Source organism: Comamonas testosteroni TK102 (genome assembly GCF_000739375.1).
GTDB lineage: Bacteria > Pseudomonadota > Gammaproteobacteria > Burkholderiales > Burkholderiaceae_C > Comamonas > Comamonas brasiliensis.
Genome location: NZ_CP006704.1, coordinates 1,320,836 through 1,342,498 on the forward strand (window position 1 = coordinate 1,320,836; position 21,663 = coordinate 1,342,498).

Sequence of the window (21,663 nt, forward strand, 5' to 3'; positions counted from 1 at the left end):
TCTATAAAAAGAAAAATAATAAAAATTGGTTTTTAAATAACCCAAACATCTTATTTCAAATCATGATTTGCTGATGCCAAAACGCTGTACCAGCGTCCATGCCGTGATGGCCGTGCAGGCTGACCAGAACCAGATGCCGAAGGCCAGCGGCATGGTGGAATCCGCATCCAGATTCAGTCCCAGCCAATGTCCCATGGCAAACGCCATGAGCATCATCACCAGGCCGTTGATGGCCGAGGCCGTACCCGCTGCCTGGGGAAAAGGCGCGATGGCATTGCTTTGTCCGCAGGGCATGTGTATGCCGTGGGCGATCTGGTAGAGACAGAAGGGCAGGGCATAGGCCCAGATGCTGCGCAGATCGGCCAGGGCCGCCAGGCCCATGATGGAGCCGGCCGTCAGCGACAGCACCCCCGCTACGGCCACGGCGCGCCGCACGCTCATGCTGCGCAGCAGACGGCGGCAGGCAAAGGTGCCTGCGACATAGCACAGCGCGTTGCCGCCCAGCATCAGTCCGTATTGCGTACGCTCCATATGCAGCACGTTGATGTAGGTGAACGAAGAGGCCGCCAGATTGGTGAACAGGCCTGCATAGCTGAAGCAGGTCAGCAGGTTGTAGGCCTGGAACATGGGGTTGCGCACAATGCGCGACCAGGTGCGCAGCAGATTGCCCGCTTGCAGCGCCTGCGGGTTGCGCTGGGGAATCGATTCCCTGAAGCGCAGCACCACCAGCAGCCAGGCCAGACAGCCCATGAAGGCCTGTGCCAGCATGGTGGAGCGCCAGCCCAGCCAACCCACGAGCAGGCTGCCGCTGATGGGCGCCAGAAAAGCCAGCACACCCAGGCCCGTCAGTGCCTTGGACATGACTTGCGCGCCCATGTGCGGTGCGTAGAGATCGCGGACCACGGCTCTCGCGCACATCACACCGGCGCCCAGTGCTGCGCCTTGCAGGCTGCGCCAGGCAATCAAGGCCTCCATGCTCTGTGCGCTGGCGCAGCCCAGAGCGGCGATCACATAGCCGCTGATGCCCAGCAGCAAGACCGGGCGGCGGCCCAGCCGGTCCGACAGCGGGCCCCAGAGAATCTGCGAGCAGCCAAAGGCCAGCAAAAAGCCGGTCAGTGTCAGCTGGGTCTGCGAGACATGGGCGCCAAAGCCTTGCTGCAGCTGAGGCAGGGCGGGCAGATAGAGGTCGGTTGCCAGCGGCTGAAGACCGAGCAGCAGCCCCAGCGTGAGAATCACGAACACTGCAGATTCAGGAGCATTCTTCGCTTGCTCATCAAGGGATTGAGCGGAATCTGGTTCTGTGTTCAGGGCAGGCGGAGCAGACATAGCCAGACAGACTATCAGAAGCTGTCCATTGATCCGTATGCTGACGAGACAGTATGTGACGATGTCGCTCAGCGCGGATTCAGGCCGAACAGCTCATGCAGTGCCTGGCGATATTGCACCAGTGCCTTGGACTGGGTGTTGTGATGGCTGGCGCCCTCGACCAGGATCAGGCGCTTGGGCTCGCGCGCCGCATCGAACAGCTGCCGGCCCAGCCGGGCCGGAATCAGCGGGTCTGCCGTGCCGTGCACGACCAGCAGCGGCGAGCCGATGTCTGCCACCCTGTCGACCGAATTGAAGCGCTGCGTGATCAACCAGTTCACGGGCAGCCAGCCCCAGCGCATGGAGTCGAAGACATCGGGAATGCTGGTGAAGGTGGACTCGACCAGCACCCCGCTTTCGTCCTTGACGGAGCTGGCCAGATCGATGGCGACGGCGCCGCCCAGCGAGTGGCCAAAGACATAGCGCGGCCTGCCTGCGGCCTGTCGGCCCAGCCATTCCCAGGCGGCACGAGCGTCCTCCGCGGCCGAGGCCTGCGAGGGCAGGGCCGGGCTGCTCTTGCCAAAGCCGCGGTAGTCCACGGCCAGCACCGAAAAGCCCATGGCCTGCAGGCGCCGTATGCGTGGCGAGGAGCCTGTCACATTCCAGCGCGCTCCATGCAGAAAAAGCAGCAGCGGGGCACGTGCATTGCCGGATGGCATCCAGAGGGCGTGCAGCCTGGCGGCGCTGCCGTCGCGGCTGCGAAAGTCTATCCATTGTTCCTGCATGCCGGCCGTGTTGGCTCCGGGCCAGCTGCGGTCGCTGGGCTGAAAAATCCAGACCCGCTGCCGGGCATCGATCTCGCGCATGCCCCAGATCGCGAGCGCCAGCAGCAAGGCAAGACCGAGTGCTGCCGCGAGGCGGCGGGGGCTGCAGAAGCGTGAGGTCTTGGGCATGGAAGGAGTGCGACGGAAGAGGGCGGCTGTCAAGTGCTGTGCAAGTATGGCTGTCTGACCTGGCCCCAGTCATCTGCAGTGCATGAATTGGCGATATTCTTGCGGGTGTTTCAAACCGCAAATGCATAGCTGGTTGCGCAGAGTTTGCGAGCGTTTGAAGCCTGTTTGAAGGATTAGTTCACTATGTCGATCTGCCTGGGTCTTGCCGCCAACAAACTCCACCACCAAACCGAGGACGCCGCGCTGTTTGCCCTGCTGCGCGCATGCGAGGCCGGAATTCGCGAGCTCAAGCTGGGCTTTCATACCGTGGGCCGCACCTATGACGCCATCACGGCGGCCAGCATGCTCCAGGGCTACAGAGGCCTGGTGCGCTACCCCTATGGCCGCGAGGGCGGGCTCATGAGGCTGGTGGCCGAAGTGGTGGGCATGGAGGGGGACGAGCGCACTCTTGATGGCGCCATCTATCTGATGGACCCCGTGGACCCCTCGTCCATTTTCCCCGAAGCCCTGGCCTTGAAGCGCCAGTGCGTGATTCACGGCAAGCCTTTTCTTTCCACGGTCGCCTCCACGCGCGACTGGATCGAGATGGAGCGCATTCACGCCGGTCTGGCGCGTGACCGCAATGCCGACCGCTTTCACGACTATGAGAACCAGACGCTGGCGCTGATCGCCCACGATGCCATGAAGCCCACCATGCTGGACTTTGCTGCGCGCAACTTCGAGCTGCTCAGTCGCTACCGCCGCCGCGTGGGCACGGGCACCACGGGTCAGAAGCTCAACGAGATGGCCTGGAGCAAGGGCTGGCCTGCCGACAAGCCCTGGGTGGATCGTTACAACAGCGGCCCGCTGGGCGGCGATGCGCAGATTGCCGATCTGGTGCTGGAAAAGCGCTGCCACCGCGCCATCTTCTTCGAAGACCCGCATGTGGCACGCCAGCACGAAGCCGATATCCAGCTGCTGGAGCGCGCCGTGACCACGGTCACGCACGATGCCGTCTGCAGCACCTCACCCCAGGTGGCGCAGCGCTGGTGCGATGCGGCCGTCAAGCGCGCTGGCTGAAGCCAGCTGCTGAGCGCTACTGGCGGCTGCGGTAGCGCTTGAGTTCGGCCTGCAGCCAGCTGGCGCTGGTTTCCGCTTCCTTGCCGCTGCAGCGGACCAGATAGGGCTTTTGGCTGATGCTGCTTTGCGTGCCTGCGCGGGCAATGAAGTCCTCGGCCGTCGCCACCCAGCCCTTTTTGAGCAGATAGTCGTATTTGCTGCGCAGATGCTCGGCGGCCTTGTTGCTGTCATGCCAGCTGCCGTTGCGCTGGAACTCGCAGCCCGAGCTTTTGAGATGGCCGATCAGGTGCTCGATCTCCTGGGTCGCCGCAGGTACGGGCGATGCGGCAAGGCTCAAGGCGCTGGCTGCAGACAGCAGCAAGGCGGTAATGGTGTGCTTCATGGAGCAGATCGTACAAAAGTCCGGAAAGCACCAGGCTTGCAATAGCGTGCGGCGGCCTTTGGCGTCACTTCACTTTCGCTGGTGCATCGCCGGACTTTCGTTTTTCTGGCCGCCAGGCTCAGGAGGCATCAGTGCCTCAGTCCGGCTGGGAAAGGGGTGAGCTCCATCCGGTCCCGCCCCTTGCGCTTCGATGCGTAGAGCGCGTCATCGGCCCGCTTGAGCCAGTGCGACAACTCCATGTCGGGCTGATCGAACAGGGAAGCGCCTATGCTCAGGGATACCGGCTCCGGGGTCGCGAACATCGTGCGCGCCTGCTGCGCGAACGCCTCGCGCAAGTCCTGGCCCAGTGCCTGCGCGGCGGCGCCCGAGATGCCGCGCAGCAGAATCACGAACTCGTCCCCGCCCAGTCGCGCGGCCAGCGAGCCGTGGGGCAGCGCGCCACGGATGAGGTCAGCGAGGCTCACCAGCAGCCGGTCGCCGGCGTCGTGCCCGTGCAGGTCGTTGACCTGCTTGAAGTGGTCTATGTCTATCAGCAGCAGGGCGCCAGGACTGGCCGGTGAGGCCTGCTTTAGAAGCTGCGGTGCGCGCAGATAGAGAGCGCGACGGTTGTCCAGCGCGGTCAGCGGGTCGCGGGCGGCGATCTGTGCAATGCGTTCCTCGCGGCGATGGCGCTCGGTGCCGATCATGGACATTGCGAGCAGCATGATCGCCATCGCGCCTTCCACCAGTGACACCAGAATGACCGTGCCGCGGAAACCGGCCAGGTTGACAAAAGTGTCCAGCACCACGGGCGAGGCGGCCTTGGCGAGGTAGAACAGTCCGTGTGCCAGCAGCACGAAGCGCAGCTGCGCCGCCCCCACGCTCAGCGCGCCGCCCTGTGGGCGCAGCAGCAGGCCGGCGCGCAAGGTGATGATGGCAATGAGCAGCGACTGGATGCCCAGCATCGCCCTGGACCACCAGGGCCCCTCGGGCAGAAACAGCATCGCCAGCCAGATGACGGCCAGCAGCCACCAGGCGCGCGGCAGCCGGACGCGCGTGAATCCAGCGACGCCTGCCAGGAACAGCCAGTGGGCGACGATCAGCATGCCGTTGGGAAACCAGATGCCGAACAGCACATAGCCACGGGAACGCAGCAGGGCCAGCACACAGCCCACGGCGATGATGGCAAACCCTGCGCTCCAGAGCAGCAGCGAGCGTTCGCGTACGCTGCTCCATTCGGCGGCCAGGTACAACGCCGAGGCGGCAGCCATGGCCGAGGTGAGGACGAGCAGGGTGAAGGGGTCGAGAGCCATGGACGATGAATGTATCGACACAGGCGGCTCCGTGTGAGAGCCGACTGGCCAGGAGCAATGCACGGCAGCGGATCCGCCGCTCGGCGATGGTCGGGGCCGTGGCACTGCAATAGAGCGGCGCCGCAGGCGCGGCGAATTGTCGCAGGATGCGGATTTTCTGGCATCCACTGTGGACCGGGCCGGCAGGGTAAATCGGATCGAGGCGGAGTGTCTGACGCCGCAGCTGCGGCTATCAGCAGGGCTTTCTCGCTGACCAGCCGCATCAGGCCCTGCCGCCTGAGCTAGCCATGGCGGCAGCATATTCAGCGCGCCTGCGACCGATTCGGCGGAGGCAGTCCAATAATGCAGGTCTGACCCCGTTCATGCAGCCAAGGCCTCGGCCATGCCGGAGGCCGGAAGTGCGGCGCTGTTCCGCCGCCGGGCACCGTCGTTTGGCGCTCAGGGGGCCGGTGTGGCCAGCGGCTTGCCCTTCTCCACCACATACACGCCAATCAGCTTGACCGTGCCATTGCTGGCATTGTGTGCGTCATGAATCACGCCAGCCGGCACGACAAAACTCTCGCCGGCCTTGAGCGTGCGCGGCGGCTGGCCGTCGATCAGCAGGTCGACCTCGCCCTCGCTGATATAGCTGATCTCGTCGCCGGGGTGGGTATGGCGGCCCGCGCGCGAGCCTGGGGCGACCTCCACCTTGGCCACCACGGCTTCGCGGCCCGGTACCGAAACATCGGCCTTGCCGACCATGGTCCGGGACAGGCCTCCGGTTTGGGCCGCACCCGGCTGGGCCGCACCCGGCTGGGGCATACCCGCCTGGGGCGTACCCGCCTGGGGCATACCCGCCTGGGCCAGGGCGCTCTGGCTGAACAGCATGAAGGCGCTGCTGCAAAGCAGGCTGGAAAAGCTGGCGCGGCGAATCAAGGACATGAAATTACCCTCCAAGGTTTGTGACGGAGACAAGTGGTGAAACCTGTCACTTGTACCGGGAAGGAGTGCGGCCATGCCATGGGGGCAGCCCTAGTCGCAGGGCCGCCGAAAAACAGCCCGGGCCCCACTGCACAAGAGCATTCGGGCAGGAAAGCGCCTGACGTCGCAGGCCGCCGCTTCAGTTGTCTGCGCTGATCCTCGCGAACTTCACCAGCTCGGCGTATTTGTCCATGTCGGTGCGCATCACCTGGGCAAGGCTTTCATGGCCCTTGGCGGGCGGGGTTCCGGCTGCTTCGAGCTTCTGGCGGATGGCCGGGTCGGCAAGACCTGCCTGTATCGCTTTTTGCAGCTTGGCCAGCACTTCCGGAGGCAGACCCTTGGGGGCGGCCAGGGCAAACCAGCCGCTCAGGGAATAGCCCTTGAGCGCGGGATGTTCCGCCAGCGCCGGAATCTCCTTGAGCGTGGCGATGCGGGTGGCCGTGGTGGCCCCCAGAATCCGGATCTTTCCGGTCTGCACCAGCGGCGCTGCGGCCATGGGCGAGAGGATGGCGAAGTCCAGGTTGCCGCCGCCCAGATCGCTGGTCATGGCCGGAGAACCCTTGTAGGGGATGTGCACGAGGTAGACACCCGCAGTCTTCTTGATCAGCTCTCCCGAAAAATGCGGTGTCGAGCCAATGCCGGGGCTGCCGTAGCTGTATTTGCCAGGGTTGGCCTTGGCCAGTTTGACGAAGTCATCCACGGTTTTGACAGGGACATGCGCTCCGGCCACCCACAGATTGGGGGCCTGCGCGGTCAGGCTCACCGGAGTCAGGTCCGTTGCCGGATCGTACTTTTGCGCCGCATTCACAAATTTGGTGCCCGCCATTTCGTTGCTCGAGCCGGCCAGCAAGGTGTAGCCATCGGGCTTGGCCGATACCACGCGCTGTGCTCCCACCACGCCTGCGGCGCCCGGCACGTTCTCGACCACGACGGTGGCGTTCAACTGCCTGGCCAGTATGTCCCCGACCACGCGGCCGACCATGTCGACGGAGCCGCCCGGGGCATAGCCAATCACGATGCGGATGGGCTTGCCGGGATAGGCATCCTGTGCCTGCACCGCGACGGTGAATAGGCTGGTCATGGCACAGCCGATGCAAAGGCGGCGGGAAAGAAAGGCGCGATCTGGATTCATGGGGCTCCACAGAGGTGTGGCTAAGGTTGATTCGGTGATTGATGTTGGATTGCTCAACAAAATTAAATGAATTGTCATGAAATCTTTGCTAAGAAAGAATCCATGAAAACCAGCAGTTCGCATGATTTCCAGCTCGTGTGCGGTGCCGCATAGCTTGATCCGGGAGGCTTGCAAATTCAGAATTTGCGGCCGCTGCCTTGGGCGGTGAAGCTCTGGCCAGCAGTCGACCCGCCCTTCAGAACCGCCAGAAAAACAGCCCTTGCAACCGTGCTGGAAGGCGGTACGAGACAGTCCCTGGTAGCCATCGAGCTATCGAAAATCCTGCACATAGTCGGTTGCAAAGCGTTTCAAGCGCATACCATGCAAGCGTCAAGCCAACCGGGCGCAGATCCGGCTCACAAGCGTTTCAGTTGAATCGTCAGGGAGTCTCAGATGCAGGAACAGACCCGCGTTGCCGCCTGGCACGCGTTGCCGACCGATGCCGTACTCACTCAATTGCAATCGACTGCCGCCGGACTGAGCTCCGACCAGGCCCGCGAGCGTTTGCAGCAGCAGGGCCCCAATGCCTTGCCTGCCGCCGCTTCACGCGGCATGCTGGCCCGCTTTCTGTCGCAATTCAACAATCTGCTGATCTATGTCCTGCTGGGCTCGGCCGTCGTTACCGCACTGCTGCAGCATTGGGTCGATACGGGGGTGATCCTCGCAGTGGTGCTGATCAATGCGGTCTTCGGATTCGTGCAGGAAGGCCGCGCCGAAAAGGCGCTGGATGCCGTGAAGGCCATGGTTTCCAGCCGCGCCAATGTGCTGCGCGACGGTTTGCGCATGGCGGTGTCTGCAGAGGAGCTGGTCGCCGGCGACTGCGTGCTGCTCGAAGCCGGCGACCGCGTCCCGGCCGATGTGCGGCTGCTGCGCGCCAGCAGCCTGAAGCTGGACGAAGCCATGCTGACCGGTGAATCGGTCGCGGTCGACAAGTCGGTTGATCCGGTGGCCGCCGATGCTGCTCTCGGTGACCGCTTCTCCATGGCCTATTCCGGCACCCTGGTGGCTGCCGGGCAGGGCCTGGGTGTGGTGGTGGCCACCGGCCCGCGCACCGAGCTGGGCCTGATCAGCACCATGCTGGGTTCGGTGCAGACACTGGCCACCCCGCTGACGCGGCTCATGGACCGTTTCGCGCGCCAGCTCACCATCACCATACTGAGCCTGTCCGCGCTGATGTTCTGCTTCGCACTATGGGGGCGCGGCTACGACACGGCCGACGCCTTCATCGCCGTGGTGGGTATTGCCGTATCTGCCATCCCCGAAGGCCTGCCCGTGGTCATGACGATTGCGCTGGCCATTGGCGTGCAGCGCATGGCCGCACGCTATGCCATCGTGCGCAATCTGCCGGCGGTGGAGACACTGGGCGCGGTCTCCGTCATCTGCTCCGACAAGACCGGCACTCTGACGCGCAATGAAATGAGCGTGCGTGCCGTGGTGCTGCCCGGGGCCAGCTTCGACATAGATGGCGAGGGCTATGCGCCCCAGGGGCGTTTCAGCCTGAAGGGCGAGGAGACCGAGCCTGCGCTGCATCCGCAACTGCTGCACTTCGCCACAGGTGCGGCGCTTTGCAACGACGCCCATGTCAGACATGCCGAAGGCAAGGTCTGGGCGGTCGAAGGCGACCCCATGGAGGGTGCTTTGGTGACGCTGGCAGCACGGGCCGGCCTGGATGTCGATCAGCTGCGCCAGGACTGGCATCGGCTGGATGAGGTGCCGTTTGATGCCGTTCACCGCTTTATGGCCACGCTGCACCGGCCGCTGGCTGCTGCTCCCGTGGTGTTTGTCAAAGGGGCTCCAGAGCAGGTGCTGGCCATGTGCCGAGATCAGCAGGGCGCCGAGGGCGTGCAGGCGCTGGATGTTGCCTACTGGCTGGAGCAGATCGATGCCCTGGCTGCCAAAGGCTATCGCGTGCTGGGTCTGGCCAGCGGTGTCCCGGCAGATGGCAAGGACAGCGTGGACATGGCCGACGTCAAGGACCTCAGCCTTCTTGGCGTGCTGGGCATGATAGATCCGCCGCGCGACTCGGCGAAGACGGCCGTGCGCGAATGCCGTAGCGCCGGCATTGCCGTGAAGATGATTACCGGCGACCACGCCGCCACGGCCGCCGCCATTGCCCGGGAACTCGCGCTGGCCGACACCATCCGCGTCACCTCGGGCCATGAGCTGGACGGGCTCAACGATGCCCAGCTGATCGATGTGGCCCGTGCCTCCACGGTATTCGCGCGCACCAGCCCCGAACACAAGCTGCGCCTGGTGCAGGCCCTGCAGGCCGATCGCAGCGTCATCGCCATGACCGGGGATGGCGTCAACGACGCACCGGCGCTCAAGCGGGCCGATATCGGCGTGGCCATGGGCGTTACCGGCACGGCCGCGGCCAAGGAGGCCGCAGGCATGGTGCTGGCCGACGACAACTTCGCCACCATCGTCGCCGCCGTCAAGGAAGGGCGCACCGTCTACGAAAACCTGCGCAAGGTCATTGCCTGGACCCTGCCGACCAACGGCGGCCAGGCGATCGTCATCGTCGTGGCGATTCTGCTGGGCCTGTCACTGCCCGTCACTCCGGTGCAGATTCTCTGGGTCAACCTGGTCACTGCCGTGGCTCTGGGACTGACGCTGGCCTTCGAACCACCCGAGGCCACGCTGATGCAGCGCAAGCCGCGTTCGCCGGACGAGCAGCTGCTGCAGCCCTATCTGCTCTGGCGCGTCGCCCTGGTCTCGGTGCTGTTTGCCTTGGGCTGCTTCGGCATGTTCGAGTGGTCGCTGCGCCGCGGCGACTCGGTCGAACTGGCTCGCACCATCGTGGTCAATGCGCTGGTGATCATGGAGATCTTCTATCTGTTCAGCGTGCGCTACACGCAAGGAACCTCGCTCAGCCTGCGCGGCGTCCTGGGAACCCCGGCAGTGCTGCTGGGCGTGGCCGGCGTCACCCTGGTGCAACTGCTGTTCACCTATACCGCGCCCATGCAGGCACTGTTCGACAGCCGTCCTGTCGACCTGGAGGCCGGACTGCTGGCGATAGGGCTGGGTGTTGCCCTGCTGCTGTTGCTGGAGGTCGAGAAGTTCTTGGTACGCTGGATGAGATTGGGCGTGAGGGCCTAGGGCACTGTGCACGCAAGGCATTCAAGCCGTCGTTTCACTGCCAGGCCGAGGGCATGAAAAAAGGCCCCGAAGGGCCTTTCTTGCGAGTGCTGAGCGCTTGGCGCTTAGATCACGCCTTGTGCCAGCATGGCGTCGGCCACCTTCACAAAGCCGGCGATGTTGGCGCCGTCGATGTAGCTGATAGTGCCGTCTTCGCGCTTGCCGTGCTTCACGCAAGCAGCGTGGATGCTTTGCATGATTTGCAGCAGACGTGCATCCACTTCTTCGGCAGGCCAGGACAGGCGGGCCGAGTTTTGCGACATTTCCAGACCCGAAGTGGCCACGCCACCGGCGTTGGATGCCTTGCCGGGTGCGTACAGCACGCCGGCAGCTTCGAAGGCGCGGGCGGCTTCGTTGGTGGAGGGCATATTCGCGCCTTCAGCCACGCACAGCACGCCATTGGCGATCAGGGTCTTGGCATCGGCTTCGGTCAGCTCGTTCTGAGTGGCGCAAGGCAGGGCCACGTCCACCTTGATGGACCAGGGGCTCTTGCCTGCCAGGAATTCCACCCCGGAAACCAGCTTGGCGTAGTCGCTGACGCGGCCGTACTTGTGGTTCTTCACATCCATCAGGATGGCCAGCTTTTCGGTGGTGAAACCGGCGGCGTCATACACGGTGCCCGAGGAGTCGGACACGGTCACGACCTTGGCGCCCAGCTCCATGGCCTTTTCCACGGCGTACTGAGCCACATTGCCCGAGCCGGACACGGACACGGTCTTGCCTTCAAAGGACTGGCCGCGAGTGGCCAGCATTTCACGGGCGAAGTACACGGTGCCGTAGCCAGTGGCTTCGGGACGAATCAGCGATCCGCCGAAGGACAGGCCCTTGCCCGTGAACACGGAAGCTGCAGTGTTCGACAGCTTCTTGTACATACCGGCCATATAGCCCACTTCACGGCCGCCCACGCCGATGTCACCTGCGGGCACATCGGTGTCGGGACCCACGTGGCGGAACAGCTCGGACACGAAAGCCTGGCAGAAGCGCATGACTTCGGCAGGGCTCTTGCCCTTGGGGTCGAAGTCCGAGCCGCCCTTGCCGCCGCCCATGGGCAGAGTGGTCAGTGCGTTCTTGAAGGTCTGCTCGAAAGCCAGGAACTTCAGCACGGACTGGTTGACCGATGGGTGGAAGCGCAGACCGCCCTTGAAGGGGCCGATGGCCATGCTGTGCTGGATGCGGAAGCCGCGGTTCACCTGCACCTGACCCTTGTCGTCAGTCCAGCTCACGCAGAACTGGATGATGCGCTCGGGCTCGACCAGGCGCTCCAGCAGGGCGTGCTCGGCGTACTTGGGATTCTTCTCGATGAAGGGCCACAGGCTTTCCATCACTTCGGTGACGGCTTGCAGGAATTCGGGCTGACCGGGGTTGCGTTGTGCCACTTCTTCCAGGAATTGGCCTACGGACTCGTACTTCATAGAGAACTTTCTGACAGGGACAGGGAATGCGCTGAACTCGCGAAACCAAAATTATGCCAAAAAGTTATGCCGTCATGCATGGATTCGGTGCATGAGAGCGCAATTCTGGTGCGTCCATGCCCGAATTTGGAACACTTATTCTGTATTTGTTCTTAGTTTTCAGGCACTTGGATGGTGCATTTGAAGTAAAGGATTTTTCATCCTGGTGTCGTAAAAACATTTTTGCGGCTTGTCACACCAGCGTTTTTGTCTCGTGATGTCCGGCTTCATCCGCCCGCAATGTCTTATCTGTGCTAGCACCATCGTGGTGCATGTGATTTCAGGCACGAAATCTGCAATTGTGAAAACTGATTTTCATGAGCCCGGCCGCACGACTCAGCGGGTGGACTGCGCAGCCAGCTGCAGGGCCTGGGTAAATCTGGATTTGAAATTTAAATTTCATATTCTTTAATAAGAAAACTTAATTTCAATTGGCTTGCCGGCCCAGCGCCAGGCCAGCCCTCACCAAGAGGAGGTGGATATGGCAGCTGAGATTCCCGTGACGCCCTCGGCGTCAGGCAAGGCCAGTGCGGCGCAGATGCAGCAGCTCGAAAACGCGCTCAACCAGATCGGCGTGACGCGCTCGCACAAAAGCATCATCTTTCTGGTGGTCTGCGGCGTGCTCTTCGATGTGTTCGAACAGAACGCGGTCGGCCTGGTCGGGCCTCTGCTGCGACAGCAATGGGGGCTGGACGCGACGGACATTGCCTTTCTCAACACCATCACTTTCTTTGCCGCCGCCATGGGGCGCCTGCTTTCGGGCTACCTGGCCGATCGCATGGGACGGCGCTTCATGCTCAATGTGAACCTGGCGCTGTTCACGCTGGGTGCCGTCGGCTGCGCACTGGCACCCGATTACGCTTTCCTCGCCGTGGCACGTGCCATCGTGGGCTTTGGTCTGGGCGGTGAAATCACCACGGCCGTGACCATGCTGGCCGAGTTCTGCTCGGCCCGCTTTCGCGGCACGGCAGTCGGTCTTATCAACGTCGGTGGTGGCGGTCTGGGCAATATGCTGGCGCCAGCGTTCGCGCTGGGCGTGTTCACGCTGTTCCCGGGCGATGATTCCTGGCGCTGGCTGTTCGGCTGTCTGGTCATGCCGGCCATCTTCATCGTGTTCTACCGCCGCTTCGTTCCGGAGACGCCGCGCTTTCTGCTCTCCAAGGGGCGGGTCGAGGAAGCCAATCAGGTGCTGAGCATGCTGGCGGCGGGCAAGCTGGCCAATGCGCAGTATGAACTGCGCGAGTTCATCAGCCCAGGCAGTGCGCAGGCGCAGACGGCTGCCGCGCAGACGGTGCAGCGCAGTTCCTTCACCGACATCTTCAGGGGCGGCTATGCGCGGCGCACGATTGCCGTGGGTGTGGCTTCGTGGATGACGTTTGGCGCGCAGCTCTCGGTGCTCACGCTGATGCCGACGATTCTGGTCGCACAGGGCTACTCCATCACCAAGAGCTTCAGCTTCACCATCGTCATGCAGATGGGCAGCCTCGCCGGCGCGATCGCGGCATCGACCATGGGCTATTACTTCCCGCGCAAACGGGTGCTGACGGTAGGGGCGATTGCTGCCTGTCTGGCGGGCCTGGCGTTCGGCAACTTCACCGATAGCGTGGCCATGATCCTGGTCTGCGGTGCGCTGTTCCAGTTCTGCGTACTGACGCTCAACACCTCCATCTGGATCTTTGCGCCCGAGCTGTATCCCACGCGCATTCGTGCGCTGGGCACCTCCTTCCTGCTGGCCCTGGGCACGATCGGCGGAGCCATGTCCCAGGTGCTGGCAGGCAAGATGTTCGATCTGCACGGCGTCTCCGGAATGTTCGGCATGATCGCCGCCATGTATTTCATCTTTGCGATTGCCGTGCAGTTTGCCCCCGAGACCTTTGGCCGTTCCATCGAGGAAGGTGCGGGCGGCGAATCCCCCGCCGGGCAGGAGTCTGCAGTCGCTGCAGGCGTGCATGCCGGCAGTCAGGAGCGCACGGCATGAAGGCTGGTATGCATGTTCTGCTGATCAACCCCAATACCTCGCAGCAGACCACGGCGCTGATGCTGAGACAGGCGCGGGCCTGTCTGTCGCCCGGCGTGCTGCTGCACGGCGCGACGGCCGAAAGGGGCGCGGCCATGATTACCGACGAGGCAGGGCTGAAGATCGCCGAGCAGGAGGTGCTGCGTCTGGGCCTGGCCTTTGCCCAGGGCGATGACAGCCAGGCCGGCCGGGCCATCATCGTGGCCGCCTTCGGCAATCCCGGGCTGGAGTTGCTGCGTGCGGCGCTGCCGCAGCGGGTTGCCGCCTTTGGCATCGGCGAAGCCGCCATGCTGCAGGCCGCACGGGATGAGCAGGGCCTGCCGCGTCGCTTCGGCATTGCGACGACCACGCCGGGGCTGGAGGCTTCGATTGCCGCCTCGGTCGCGGCACTGGGCCTGACGCCCTGGTTCTGCGGCACGCGCATTGCTGCGGGCGAGCCGCTGGCCTTGGCTGCAGACCCGGCCCTGCAATGCGAGCGCCTGGGCGATGCCGTGGCCCAATGCGTGCAAAGCGATGGCGCGCAGGCCGTGGTGATCGGCGGCGGCCCGCTGTCCGAAGCCGCGCTGTGGCTGGCGCCACGCTTTCAGGTGCCGGTGCTGTCGCCGGTGGTGGCCGCAGTGCAGGCGGCGCTGGCGGGCCTGGCGCTCGCCGTCACCCACTGAATGCTATTGGATGCGGATGCGGATGCGGATGCGGTTGGATGCTATTGATTGGAGAGCTTTAATCGCCAGTAAATCATAGATTTCAGATTGAAAAGCATCTGAAATCTATGACTAACAAGCGCAGCAAGCTTTTGATTTCATAGCATCTCGTCCAGCGCATCGTGGCTGGTCTCGATGGCAGCCATATGTCTGCGCCCCGGCTGCCCGCTTTGCTGCAAGGTGGCCGTGGCAATCAGGTGGCAGAGCATGAAAAGCGCCGTGTGGTTGTCCAGCGGTCCCGGGGCCGAGGTCTGCACGCGCAGCAGCCAGTCCGCCTCGGGGGCCGGGCTGGCATGGTCGGTGATACAGATCAGGCGTGCGCCCAGCAGCCTGGCCTGGCGCGCGAACTCGCTGACCACACGCACGCTGCGTCGCAGGGCAAAGATCACTACCACATCGTTTTCTCCGATCTGGGCCGCATATTCGCCCAGGGTCTCACCCGCGCCGGGAATGACCTGGCTGGGCATCTCGAGTGCCTGTAGCAGCTGCCAGCGCAGATAGGCCGCAAAGTTACGGTTCTGGCGATAGCCCACGAAGAACAGCTGTCGGGCGCCGATCAGCGCCAGGGCGATGTCCTCCAGCTGCTGTGCCGAGATCTGTCCGATGGTGATGGCCAGATTCTCCGAGGCCTGGCGCAGATGTGTGGCAATCACATCCGCCGTGGGCCTGCCCTGGGCCGATGCGGCGGCCAGAAACAGCGGCGAGCCGTTGTCGCCCTGCGCGCGGGCATGGCGGCGTGCATCCTCGTAGCCTTCATAGCCCAGCCGCTGTATGAAACGCGTGACCGTGGCATTCGATACCCCCGTGAGCTTGGCCATCTCGGCGGCCGCGTAGCTCGACAGATTACCGGGGAAGTCCAGCAGGAATTCCGCCAGCCGCCGCTCCGACGGCGGCAGTTGCGGCAGGGCCGCACGCACGCGGGCGATGAAGGAATGGTCCGGGGCGGAGGAGCTGGGGTTCATGACGGCGGATGGCAGGCGGGTGCGCAGATCTCCCGGCCCGCTGTTTTTTGTCGATATCGGCAATGTAGCGGCTATTTGGCGGCCATTGCCGAGCTGCCGTCAGCGTCCGCGCAGAAACAGCGCATCCAGCTCCTTCATGCTGAGCTGGCGCCAGGTGGGGCGGCCGTGATTGCACTGGTCGGAGCGCTCGGTCACCTCCATCTGACGCAGCAGCGCATTCATCTCGTCCAGCGTGAGCTTGCGGTTGGCGCGCACTGCGCCGTGGCAGGCCATGGTGGCCAGAATCTCGTTGCGCGCGCGCTGCACCACGGTGCTGGCGTCATGCTGGGCCAGTTCGGCCAGCACGCTGCGCGCCAGCTCCACGGCATCCCCCTGGGCCAGCGTGGCCGGCACGGCGCGCACGGCCAGAGTCTTGGGCGAGAAGGGCGAGACCTCCATGCCCAGGGTCAGCAAGGTCTCGGCATGGGCCTCGGCCGTGGCGACTTCCTCGGGCGTGGCGGCAAAGGTGGCGGGAATCAGCAGCGGCTGGCTCGGAATCTGCTGGTCGCCATTTTCCTTATTCACGGCATTCTTGAGCTGCTCGTAGACGATGCGCTCATGCGCGGCATGCATGTCCACGATGACCATGCCCTGGCTGTTTTCGGCCAGGATATAGACGCCGTGCAGCTGGGCCACGGCACGGCCCAGCGGCCAGACCGGGGCCGAGTCAGCCGCGGCGGTTGTGGGCTGCTGTGGTGCAACAGCGGCGGGCACGGCGGCTTCTGCCGTCGGCCTGGCTGTCGCTGATGGTTGTGCAGCGGCAACGATCACTGTGGCGGCTGGCGCTTCCTGCATCCGGGGGGGGCAGGCGCTTTGCGCTGAAAGTAGCTGGACTGGCCCGAAGGGCGCAGTCTGATGCCTTCATCCTCGGGTTGAGGCACGGGGCTTGGCATGGCCGTGGTGTTGGTGATCGTGGTCGCGCCGGTGGCCGATTCAGGTACCTCAGCTGCAGCACTCGCGGGGGCCGGGGCCGCAGTCGCCACCTGGGGCGCGGGTGCGGGCGTGGTTTCCGCGGTGGCCTCGCGCATGGGTTCCCAGAGCTTGGCCAGATCGCGCACGGGATTTCCGATGGCGGGCTCGCCAAAGCTCATGCGGGTTTGCGGCCAGGCCGGGGCTGCGGCGGGCTTGGTGGCGGCCTTAGCCGGGACAGGCGTGGCAGTGCTCTCGTCGATCAGGCCGGGCTGGCGTGCGGCTTCCTGAGCCGCCGCCTCGACCACGGCTGCGGCGCGCGGCGTGGCCAGCGCGTTCTCGATCGCGTGGCGCACCGCCTGGTGGACTTCGCGGCTGTCGCGAAAGCGCACCTCGATCTTGGTGGGGTGCACGTTCACGTCCACACGCGCGGGGTCGATCTCGATATAGAGCGCGTAGACCGGCTGCTTGTTGCCGTGCAGCACGTCCTCGTAAGCAGAGCGGGCCGCATGCGTCAATACCTTGTCGCGCACAAAGCGGCCGTTGACATAGCAGAACTGCTGGTCGGGGCGCGAGCGCGCCGCGTCGGGAATGCCGGCGCGGCCCGTGACGTGGACGGGGCCGGCCCAGTGATCGACGGCCACCGAGTTGTCGACAAACTTGTCGTTCAGCACATCGGCCAGGCGGCGCGACAAGGCTTCGTCGGGCGTGCTGCCGGCGGCGCGCCATTGCTCGACCAGCTTGCCTTCATGCCAGATGGCAAAGCCCACATCGGGGCGTGCCAGCGCATGGCGACGCACGGACTCTATGCAATGCGCGAGTTCGGTGGCATCGGTCTTGAGGAATTTGCGGCGCGCAGGCGTTGAGAAGAACAGCTCCTTGACCTCCACGGTCGTGCCCTGGTTGCGAGCGGCGGGGCGCAGCTCGCCGCTGCGCGCGTCCAGCAGATAGGCCGAGTCCTGACCTGCGGGACGCGAGAAGATGGACGTTTCCGATACGGAGGCAATGGCGGCCAGTGCCTCGCCGCGAAAGCCCATGGTGGCCACGGTTTCCAGATCGTGCAGATCGCTGATCTTGCTGGTGGCATGGCGGCGCAGGGCCACGGGCAGTTCGTCGCGCGGGATGCCGCAGCCGTCGTCTTCCACCGCGATCAGGCGCACACCGCCGGCCAACAGGCGCACGGTGATCTGGCCGGCGCCCGAGTCCAGAGCGTTGTCCACCAGTTCGCGCACCACGGAGGCGGGGCGCTCGACCACTTCGCCGGCAGCGATCTGGCTGATCAGCTCGTCGGGCAGATCGCGAATCGGCCGGCGCACGGGAGCAGCCTGGTCGGTGGTTTCGGTAGGGGAGGGGGAGAGTTCGGGGCTGGATGCGTTCACGACAACCATTCTAGGCCGGTGCACAAACCGGCCAGGAAGTGAGTTTTTTGAACGCTGAAAACACAAAGAGCTGCCGGCATCGCTCAGGCAGCTCTTTGTTCAGCCCGCGGCGGGCGCCGGGCTTAGCGGCGGCGATAGCCGCCCTTGGTCAGTTCGTTACCGATCAGAGCACCGGCGGCTGCACCGCCGATGGTGCCGACAGGGCCGCCAAACAGCACATTGCCCACTGCACCGCCGGCCACGGCGCCAGCACCGATACCGACTTGCTGACGGCTGGGGCCGTGTGCGCAGCCACCCAGGGCCAGGGCGCCGGTCAGTGCGGCAGCCAGAGTCAGGGCCTTGCCATAGCGCATGGTGAATGTCTTCATGTTCGTATTCCTCTCGTCGTGCTAGTTATGGAAAGCGGTCTGGTCTCTGCGCCGAGGGAGGCTGGAGACGGCGGACTTTGTTGGCCAGGGGGCCGATGTCGTGATTTGCAATGCACGGCTTGCGGCGACACAGCTCTACTGTGCCAGCAGAATGGGCAAGCTGACGTATTGTTGACGTTTAGTTTTATCAAAACTTGTAACAAACCACCTTGAACCGGCTGCTCTTGTTGCAGTCTGCAAGCAGCTGTGAGTTTGCTCTCAAAAACATGGCACTCCAGCAAGGGGGGGAGCGTCTGCGGGCTTTGGGGGCGCAGTACATTACTGGCCGGCATACGCCGGTATGCCAATCCATTTTCAAGGACCGTGTTTTGGAAATCATTCAGTTTCTGATCGACTTCATACTGCATATCGACAAGCATCTGGAAGCCTTTGTCGTGGCCTATGGGCCCTGGGTATATGCCCTGCTGTTCATCATCGTGTTTGTCGAAACCGGTGTGGTGGTCATGCCTTTTCTGCCCGGCGACTCGCTGATGTTCATCGTCGGTGCGCTGTGCGGTGCCGGCTATATGAGCTATCCGCTGGCGGTGGTGGTGTTGCTGGCAGCGGCCATCCTGGGCGACCAGAGCAATTACACGATAGGCCGCTACCTGGGGCCCAAGGTGTTCCAGTGGGAGGATTCGCGCTGGTTCAACCGCAAGGCCTTCGACCAGGCCCACAACTTCTATGAGCGCTATGGCGGCGTGACCATCATTCTGGCGCGCTTCATGCCGTTTATCCGCACCTTTGCACCCTTTGTGGCCGGAGTCGCCCATATGAGCCGTGCCAAGTTCAGCCTGTTCAACGTCGTGGGTGCCGTGCTGTGGGTGGTAGGCATCAGCGCTGCAGGCTACTTCTTCGGCAATATGGAGTGGGTGAAGAACAATCTTGAAAAAATCATCTGGGGTCTGATCCTGGTGCCGGGCCTGATCGCCATCTTCGGAGCCTGGCGCGCCGGTAAGGCCGAAAAGGCCAGGGCTGCCTGATTTGCGCGCTTGACGGCATCTGGCACCGATCGCCAAAGCGCTGCCCCATGAAAAAGCCCCGGCATGCCGGGGCTTTTTCATTGGACATTCAGATCGGATCGGGGCGCTTATTTGCGCTTACCTACCTCGTTACCGATCAGCGCGCCTGCTGCAGCGCCGCCTACGGTGCCCAAAGTGGAACCAAACAGTGCATCACCGACCACGCCGCCGGCAACGGCGCCGACACCGGTGCCGATCTGGGCATTGGTGGGCGAGGTGGAGCAGCCAGCCATGGCAAGCGTGAAGGCTGCAGATACGGTGACGGCAAGAGTTCGCAGTTTCATGAGGTCTCTCCTGTACAGCTGCCAAACAGGCCAGCTTTCATAAGAACACACCTTGATCTTGAACCTTTTGCCCCGGCTTTCAGGTAGGAGAGAGGGCCAAGCCCGTGTCATTCAGGCTTGGCGACTGTCATCAAGCCGGCTTGCCGGCTGACAGCCGGTGCGGCGGTTTTGTGTAAGTGCGTACTTAAACCGATCGGCTGCGTGCCAGGGGCGGGTTGTGGGCGAAATACTTGCGGATGCCCGTCATCAGCGCATCGGCCAGTTGTTCGCGGTAGGCGGCAGAGGCCAGCTTGGCTTCCTCTTCGGGGTTGCTGATGAAAGCGGTTTCCACCAGCACGCTGGGAATATCGGGCGCTTTCAGCACGGCAAAGCCGGCCTGCTCCACGCGGGCCTTGTGCAGCTTGGCCATGCCGCCGATTTCGCCCAGCAGCGAAGTGCCCAGCTTGAGGCTGTCCTTGATCTGGGCGGTGGTGCTCATGTCCAGCAGCATGCGCTGCACATGCTGATCCTGCAGTCCGCCCACGTTCAGGCCGCCCACCAGGTCGGCCTGATTTTCCTTGTTGGCCAGCCAGCGTGCGGCCGTGCTCGAGGCGCCTCTCTCGCTGAGCGCAAACACGCTGGCACCGCGCGCTGCAGGGGTGGTGAAGGCATCGGCATGGATGCTGATGAACAGATCGGCCTGGACGCGGCGGGCTTTTTCCACACGCGTGGCCAGGGGCACGAAGAAGTCGGCATCGCGTGTCATGAAGGCGCGCATGGGACTGCCGCCGATGCGCGAGTTGTTGATGCGCTCGCGCAGCAGATGGGCGACCTTGAGCACCACATCCTTCTCGCGCAGACCGCTGGGGCCGGTGGCACCAGGGTCTTCGCCGCCATGGCCGGGGTCCAGCGCCACGATGATGATGCGGTCCGTGCTTTGCGAGGTGGCGATATTGGGTGCAGGCCTTGGGGCCGGTGCCGGGCGTGGCGCGGGAGCCGGTGGCGGCGGCACGGGCGCTGGTGCCTGAGCAATCACCGCAGGAGCCGGTGCCGGAGCGCTGGGGCGCTGGTTGCGCTGGGCAATCAGGTCACCGAGAGGGTCGGCCTGGGGGGCTGTTGCAATCGCCACCGGCGGCGGTGTCGTGATGGCGGGATTGTTCGCAGCTGGCGCAGTGGCCGAGCTGCCGGCGTCGCGCAGGCGCTCGCTGATCAGGGCTTCCAGCGGATCCACGGCCTTGGCGGGATAGAGATCCAGTACCAGCCGATGCTTGTAGGGCGCAATCGGGGCCAGCGTGAAGACCTGGGGCCTGGCTTCCTGCTTGAGGTCGATCACCAGGCGCACCACGCCGGGTGCAAATTGGCCGACACGGATGCTGGCGATATTGGGATCGTCGGAGCGGACCTTGGCCACGAGCTCCTTGAGTGCCGGGTTCAGATCCAGGCCCCCGATATCGACGGCCAGCCGTGGCGGGCTGGGCACGAAGACTGGCTTGGCCGTCAACGGAATATCGGATTCCAGCGTGACGCGCGAGTAGTCGGGTGCAGGCCAGACGCGCACGGCCACGATGCTCGCGCCCTGCGCAATATGCTGGCGGCCCAGCAGCAGAACCACGCCGCCTGCCTGCAGCAGATTGCGGCGGGAAAGACCCGGTCGGGAAAGACCCGGTCGGGAAAGACCCGGTCGGGGCAGGTCCGGAAAAGCCGTGGAGGAAGTTGTTTTGCTCATGCCGTCAATGCTTCAAGCACGGTGCAGCCTGCGGGGGTGCCAGCCTTGAGCGTCACCTGCCGTTGCACATCGTCAATTGCTTCGATATGGATAGCTATATCTGCAACAGGTGTAACCGCTGCAGCCTTTTCGGGCCATTCTGCCAGCTTGAGCCCGGGACTGGCAAAAATGTCACGAAAACCGGCATCTTCCCATTCACGCGGATCATCGAAGCGGTAGAAGTCGAAGTGCCAGATCGAGAGGTCGCCGGCCTCGTGCGGCTCCACCACCGCATAGGTAGGGCTCTTGATGCGGCCCTGCACGCCCAAGGCGCGCAACCAGTGGCGCACCAGCGTGGTCTTGCCCGCACCCAGGTCGCCATGCAGGGTCACATAGGCGTTGCGCAGCTCGGGCAGGGCGGCCAGTTGCTGGGCGAAGCGCTCGGTATCCTGTTCGCTCTGCCAGAGTATCTGGCGCTGCGCCAGCGCCGGTGTGGGCTCGCTTCCTACAATTCGGGGTGTATGTTGAGCAGCAGTCAATTGGTTCCT

At 63.9% G+C, this 21,663-nt stretch carries 17 protein-coding genes and 1 pseudogene; 5 read left to right on the plus strand and 13 right to left on the minus strand.

All coding sequences use genetic code 11. The annotated features are described in order from the left end of the window. Nucleotides 1–60: 60 nt before the first annotated feature. Both O987_RS05930 and O987_RS05935 read right to left on the minus strand, forming a co-directional pair. Complete coding sequence (locus O987_RS05930; protein WP_029158718.1) at nucleotides 61–1,236, minus strand: multidrug effflux MFS transporter; 1,176 nt, start codon at nucleotides 1,234–1,236, stop codon at nucleotides 61–63. A gap of 158 nt (nucleotides 1,237–1,394) precedes the next feature. Beyond that, on the minus strand, nucleotides 1,395–2,258 hold the full coding sequence (locus tag O987_RS05935) for an alpha/beta hydrolase (protein WP_003057779.1): 864 nt from the start codon (nucleotides 2,256–2,258) through the stop codon (nucleotides 1,395–1,397). A 183-nt stretch (nucleotides 2,259–2,441) separates the two neighbouring features. Between O987_RS05935 and O987_RS05940 the strand changes: the two genes are divergently transcribed. Next, nucleotides 2,442–3,317 (plus strand): methylglyoxal synthase, encoded by an 876-nt coding sequence (locus tag O987_RS05940; protein WP_019043766.1) that lies wholly within the window; start codon nucleotides 2,442–2,444, stop codon nucleotides 3,315–3,317. Between the two features lie 16 nt (nucleotides 3,318–3,333). On the opposite strand, the gene O987_RS05945 is transcribed toward O987_RS05940, so the two are convergent. From O987_RS05945 to O987_RS05960, 4 genes are all read right to left on the minus strand, one after another. Next, entirely contained in the window at nucleotides 3,334–3,699 is a 366-nt protein-coding gene (locus O987_RS05945; RefSeq protein ID WP_043371120.1) for a DUF5329 domain-containing protein, read from the minus strand. Nucleotides 3,700–3,827: 128 nt separating this feature from the next. Then, nucleotides 3,828–4,991 (minus strand): GGDEF domain-containing protein, encoded by a 1,164-nt coding sequence (locus O987_RS05950; RefSeq protein ID WP_043371122.1) that lies wholly within the window; start codon nucleotides 4,989–4,991, stop codon nucleotides 3,828–3,830. Nucleotides 4,992–5,429: 438 nt separating this feature from the next. Continuing rightward, nucleotides 5,430–5,912, minus strand: a complete 483-nt coding sequence (locus tag O987_RS05955) for a cupin domain-containing protein (protein WP_080731452.1) — start codon at nucleotides 5,910–5,912, stop codon at nucleotides 5,430–5,432. A gap of 178 nt (nucleotides 5,913–6,090) precedes the next feature. Beyond that, nucleotides 6,091–7,032 (minus strand): Bug family tripartite tricarboxylate transporter substrate binding protein, encoded by a 942-nt coding sequence (locus O987_RS05960; protein WP_043371123.1) that lies wholly within the window; start codon nucleotides 7,030–7,032, stop codon nucleotides 6,091–6,093. Nucleotides 7,033–7,515: 483 nt separating this feature from the next. On the opposite strand from O987_RS05960, the gene O987_RS05965 reads away from it, so the two are divergent. Continuing rightward, nucleotides 7,516–10,221 (plus strand): HAD-IC family P-type ATPase, encoded by a 2,706-nt coding sequence (locus tag O987_RS05965; RefSeq protein ID WP_043371124.1) that lies wholly within the window; start codon nucleotides 7,516–7,518, stop codon nucleotides 10,219–10,221. A 104-nt stretch (nucleotides 10,222–10,325) separates the two neighbouring features. On the opposite strand, the gene gdhA is transcribed toward O987_RS05965, so the two are convergent. Next, nucleotides 10,326–11,672 carry an NADP-specific glutamate dehydrogenase gene (gdhA, locus tag O987_RS05970; RefSeq protein WP_043371125.1) on the minus strand — a complete coding sequence of 449 codons (1,347 nt, stop codon included), beginning with the start codon at nucleotides 11,670–11,672 and terminating at the stop codon, nucleotides 10,326–10,328. A gap of 520 nt (nucleotides 11,673–12,192) precedes the next feature. Here gdhA and O987_RS05975 point away from each other — a divergent pair. Further along, complete coding sequence (locus O987_RS05975) at nucleotides 12,193–13,689, plus strand: MFS transporter (RefSeq protein ID WP_003057761.1); 1,497 nt, start codon at nucleotides 12,193–12,195, stop codon at nucleotides 13,687–13,689. After that, on the plus strand, nucleotides 13,686–14,390 hold the full coding sequence (locus O987_RS05980) for an aspartate/glutamate racemase family protein (RefSeq protein WP_003057759.1): 705 nt from the start codon (nucleotides 13,686–13,688) through the stop codon (nucleotides 14,388–14,390). The genes O987_RS05975 and O987_RS05980 overlap by 4 nt, the downstream gene beginning before the upstream one ends. 137 nt (nucleotides 14,391–14,527) lie before the next feature. Here the strand turns inward: O987_RS05980 and O987_RS05985 are convergent, their stop codons facing one another. The 3 genes and pseudogenes from O987_RS05985 to O987_RS06000 form a co-directional block, all read right to left on the minus strand. Beyond that, entirely contained in the window at nucleotides 14,528–15,391 is an 864-nt protein-coding gene (locus O987_RS05985; protein ID WP_043371127.1) for a MurR/RpiR family transcriptional regulator, read from the minus strand. Nucleotides 15,392–15,490: 99 nt separating this feature from the next. Next, nucleotides 15,491–17,727: pseudogene (gene mutL / locus O987_RS27515) on the minus strand (DNA mismatch repair endonuclease MutL). 113 nt (nucleotides 17,728–17,840) lie between these two features. Then, entirely contained in the window at nucleotides 17,841–18,086 is a 246-nt protein-coding gene (locus tag O987_RS06000) for a hypothetical protein (protein ID WP_003057754.1), read from the minus strand. A gap of 368 nt (nucleotides 18,087–18,454) precedes the next feature. On the opposite strand from O987_RS06000, the gene O987_RS06005 reads away from it, so the two are divergent. Continuing rightward, the gene (locus tag O987_RS06005) at nucleotides 18,455–19,108 is read left to right on the plus strand and encodes a DedA family protein (protein WP_019043757.1); all 654 of its coding nucleotides are present in this window, start codon (nucleotides 18,455–18,457) and stop codon (nucleotides 19,106–19,108) included. A 107-nt stretch (nucleotides 19,109–19,215) separates the two neighbouring features. On the opposite strand, the gene O987_RS06010 is transcribed toward O987_RS06005, so the two are convergent. The 3 genes from O987_RS06010 to tsaE form a co-directional block, all read right to left on the minus strand. Beyond that, nucleotides 19,216–19,431: a glycine zipper 2TM domain-containing protein gene (locus O987_RS06010; RefSeq protein ID WP_003057750.1), complete on the minus strand. Its 216-nt coding sequence runs from the start codon at nucleotides 19,429–19,431 to the stop codon at nucleotides 19,216–19,218. Nucleotides 19,432–19,615: 184 nt separating this feature from the next. Further along, nucleotides 19,616–21,136: an N-acetylmuramoyl-L-alanine amidase gene (locus O987_RS06015; protein WP_043371130.1), complete on the minus strand. Its 1,521-nt coding sequence runs from the start codon at nucleotides 21,134–21,136 to the stop codon at nucleotides 19,616–19,618. Further along, a complete protein-coding gene (gene tsaE, locus O987_RS06020) occupies nucleotides 21,133–21,654 on the minus strand; it encodes a tRNA (adenosine(37)-N6)-threonylcarbamoyltransferase complex ATPase subunit type 1 TsaE (RefSeq protein WP_003057746.1) in 522 nt (173 codons plus the stop codon). Before tsaE ends, O987_RS06015 begins: the two co-directional genes overlap by 4 nt. Between the last annotated feature and the right edge of the window lie 9 nt (nucleotides 21,655–21,663).

What these genes read in the sequence shown, in the direction of transcription:
- O987_RS05935 (WP_003057779.1), bottom strand. Translation starts at nt 2,258, where the DNA reads ATGCCCAAGACCTCACGCTTCTGCAGCCCCCGCCGCCTCGCGGCAGCA.
- O987_RS05940 (WP_019043766.1), top strand. Translation starts at nt 2,442, where the DNA reads ATGTCGATCTGCCTGGGTCTTGCCGCCAACAAACTCCACCACCAAACC.
- O987_RS05945 (WP_043371120.1), bottom strand. Translation starts at nt 3,699, where the DNA reads ATGAAGCACACCATTACCGCCTTGCTGCTGTCTGCAGCCAGCGCCTTG.
- O987_RS05950 (WP_043371122.1), bottom strand. Translation starts at nt 4,991, where the DNA reads ATGGCTCTCGACCCCTTCACCCTGCTCGTCCTCACCTCGGCCATGGCT.
- O987_RS05955 (WP_080731452.1), bottom strand. Translation starts at nt 5,912, where the DNA reads ATGTCCTTGATTCGCCGCGCCAGCTTTTCCAGCCTGCTTTGCAGCAGC.
- O987_RS05960 (WP_043371123.1), bottom strand. Translation starts at nt 7,032, where the DNA reads ATGACCAGCCTATTCACCGTCGCGGTGCAGGCACAGGATGCCTATCCC.
- O987_RS05965 (WP_043371124.1), top strand. Translation starts at nt 7,516, where the DNA reads ATGCAGGAACAGACCCGCGTTGCCGCCTGGCACGCGTTGCCGACCGAT.
- gdhA (WP_043371125.1), bottom strand. Translation starts at nt 11,672, where the DNA reads ATGAAGTACGAGTCCGTAGGCCAATTCCTGGAAGAAGTGGCACAACGC.
- O987_RS05975 (WP_003057761.1), top strand. Translation starts at nt 12,193, where the DNA reads ATGGCAGCTGAGATTCCCGTGACGCCCTCGGCGTCAGGCAAGGCCAGT.
- O987_RS05980 (WP_003057759.1), top strand. Translation starts at nt 13,686, where the DNA reads ATGAAGGCTGGTATGCATGTTCTGCTGATCAACCCCAATACCTCGCAG.
- O987_RS05985 (WP_043371127.1), bottom strand. Translation starts at nt 15,391, where the DNA reads ATGAACCCCAGCTCCTCCGCCCCGGACCATTCCTTCATCGCCCGCGTG.
- O987_RS06000 (WP_003057754.1), bottom strand. Translation starts at nt 18,086, where the DNA reads ATGAAGACATTCACCATGCGCTATGGCAAGGCCCTGACTCTGGCTGCC.
- O987_RS06010 (WP_003057750.1), bottom strand. Translation starts at nt 19,431, where the DNA reads ATGAAACTGCGAACTCTTGCCGTCACCGTATCTGCAGCCTTCACGCTT.
- O987_RS06015 (WP_043371130.1), bottom strand. Translation starts at nt 21,136, where the DNA reads ATGAGCAAAACAACTTCCTCCACGGCTTTTCCGGACCTGCCCCGACCG.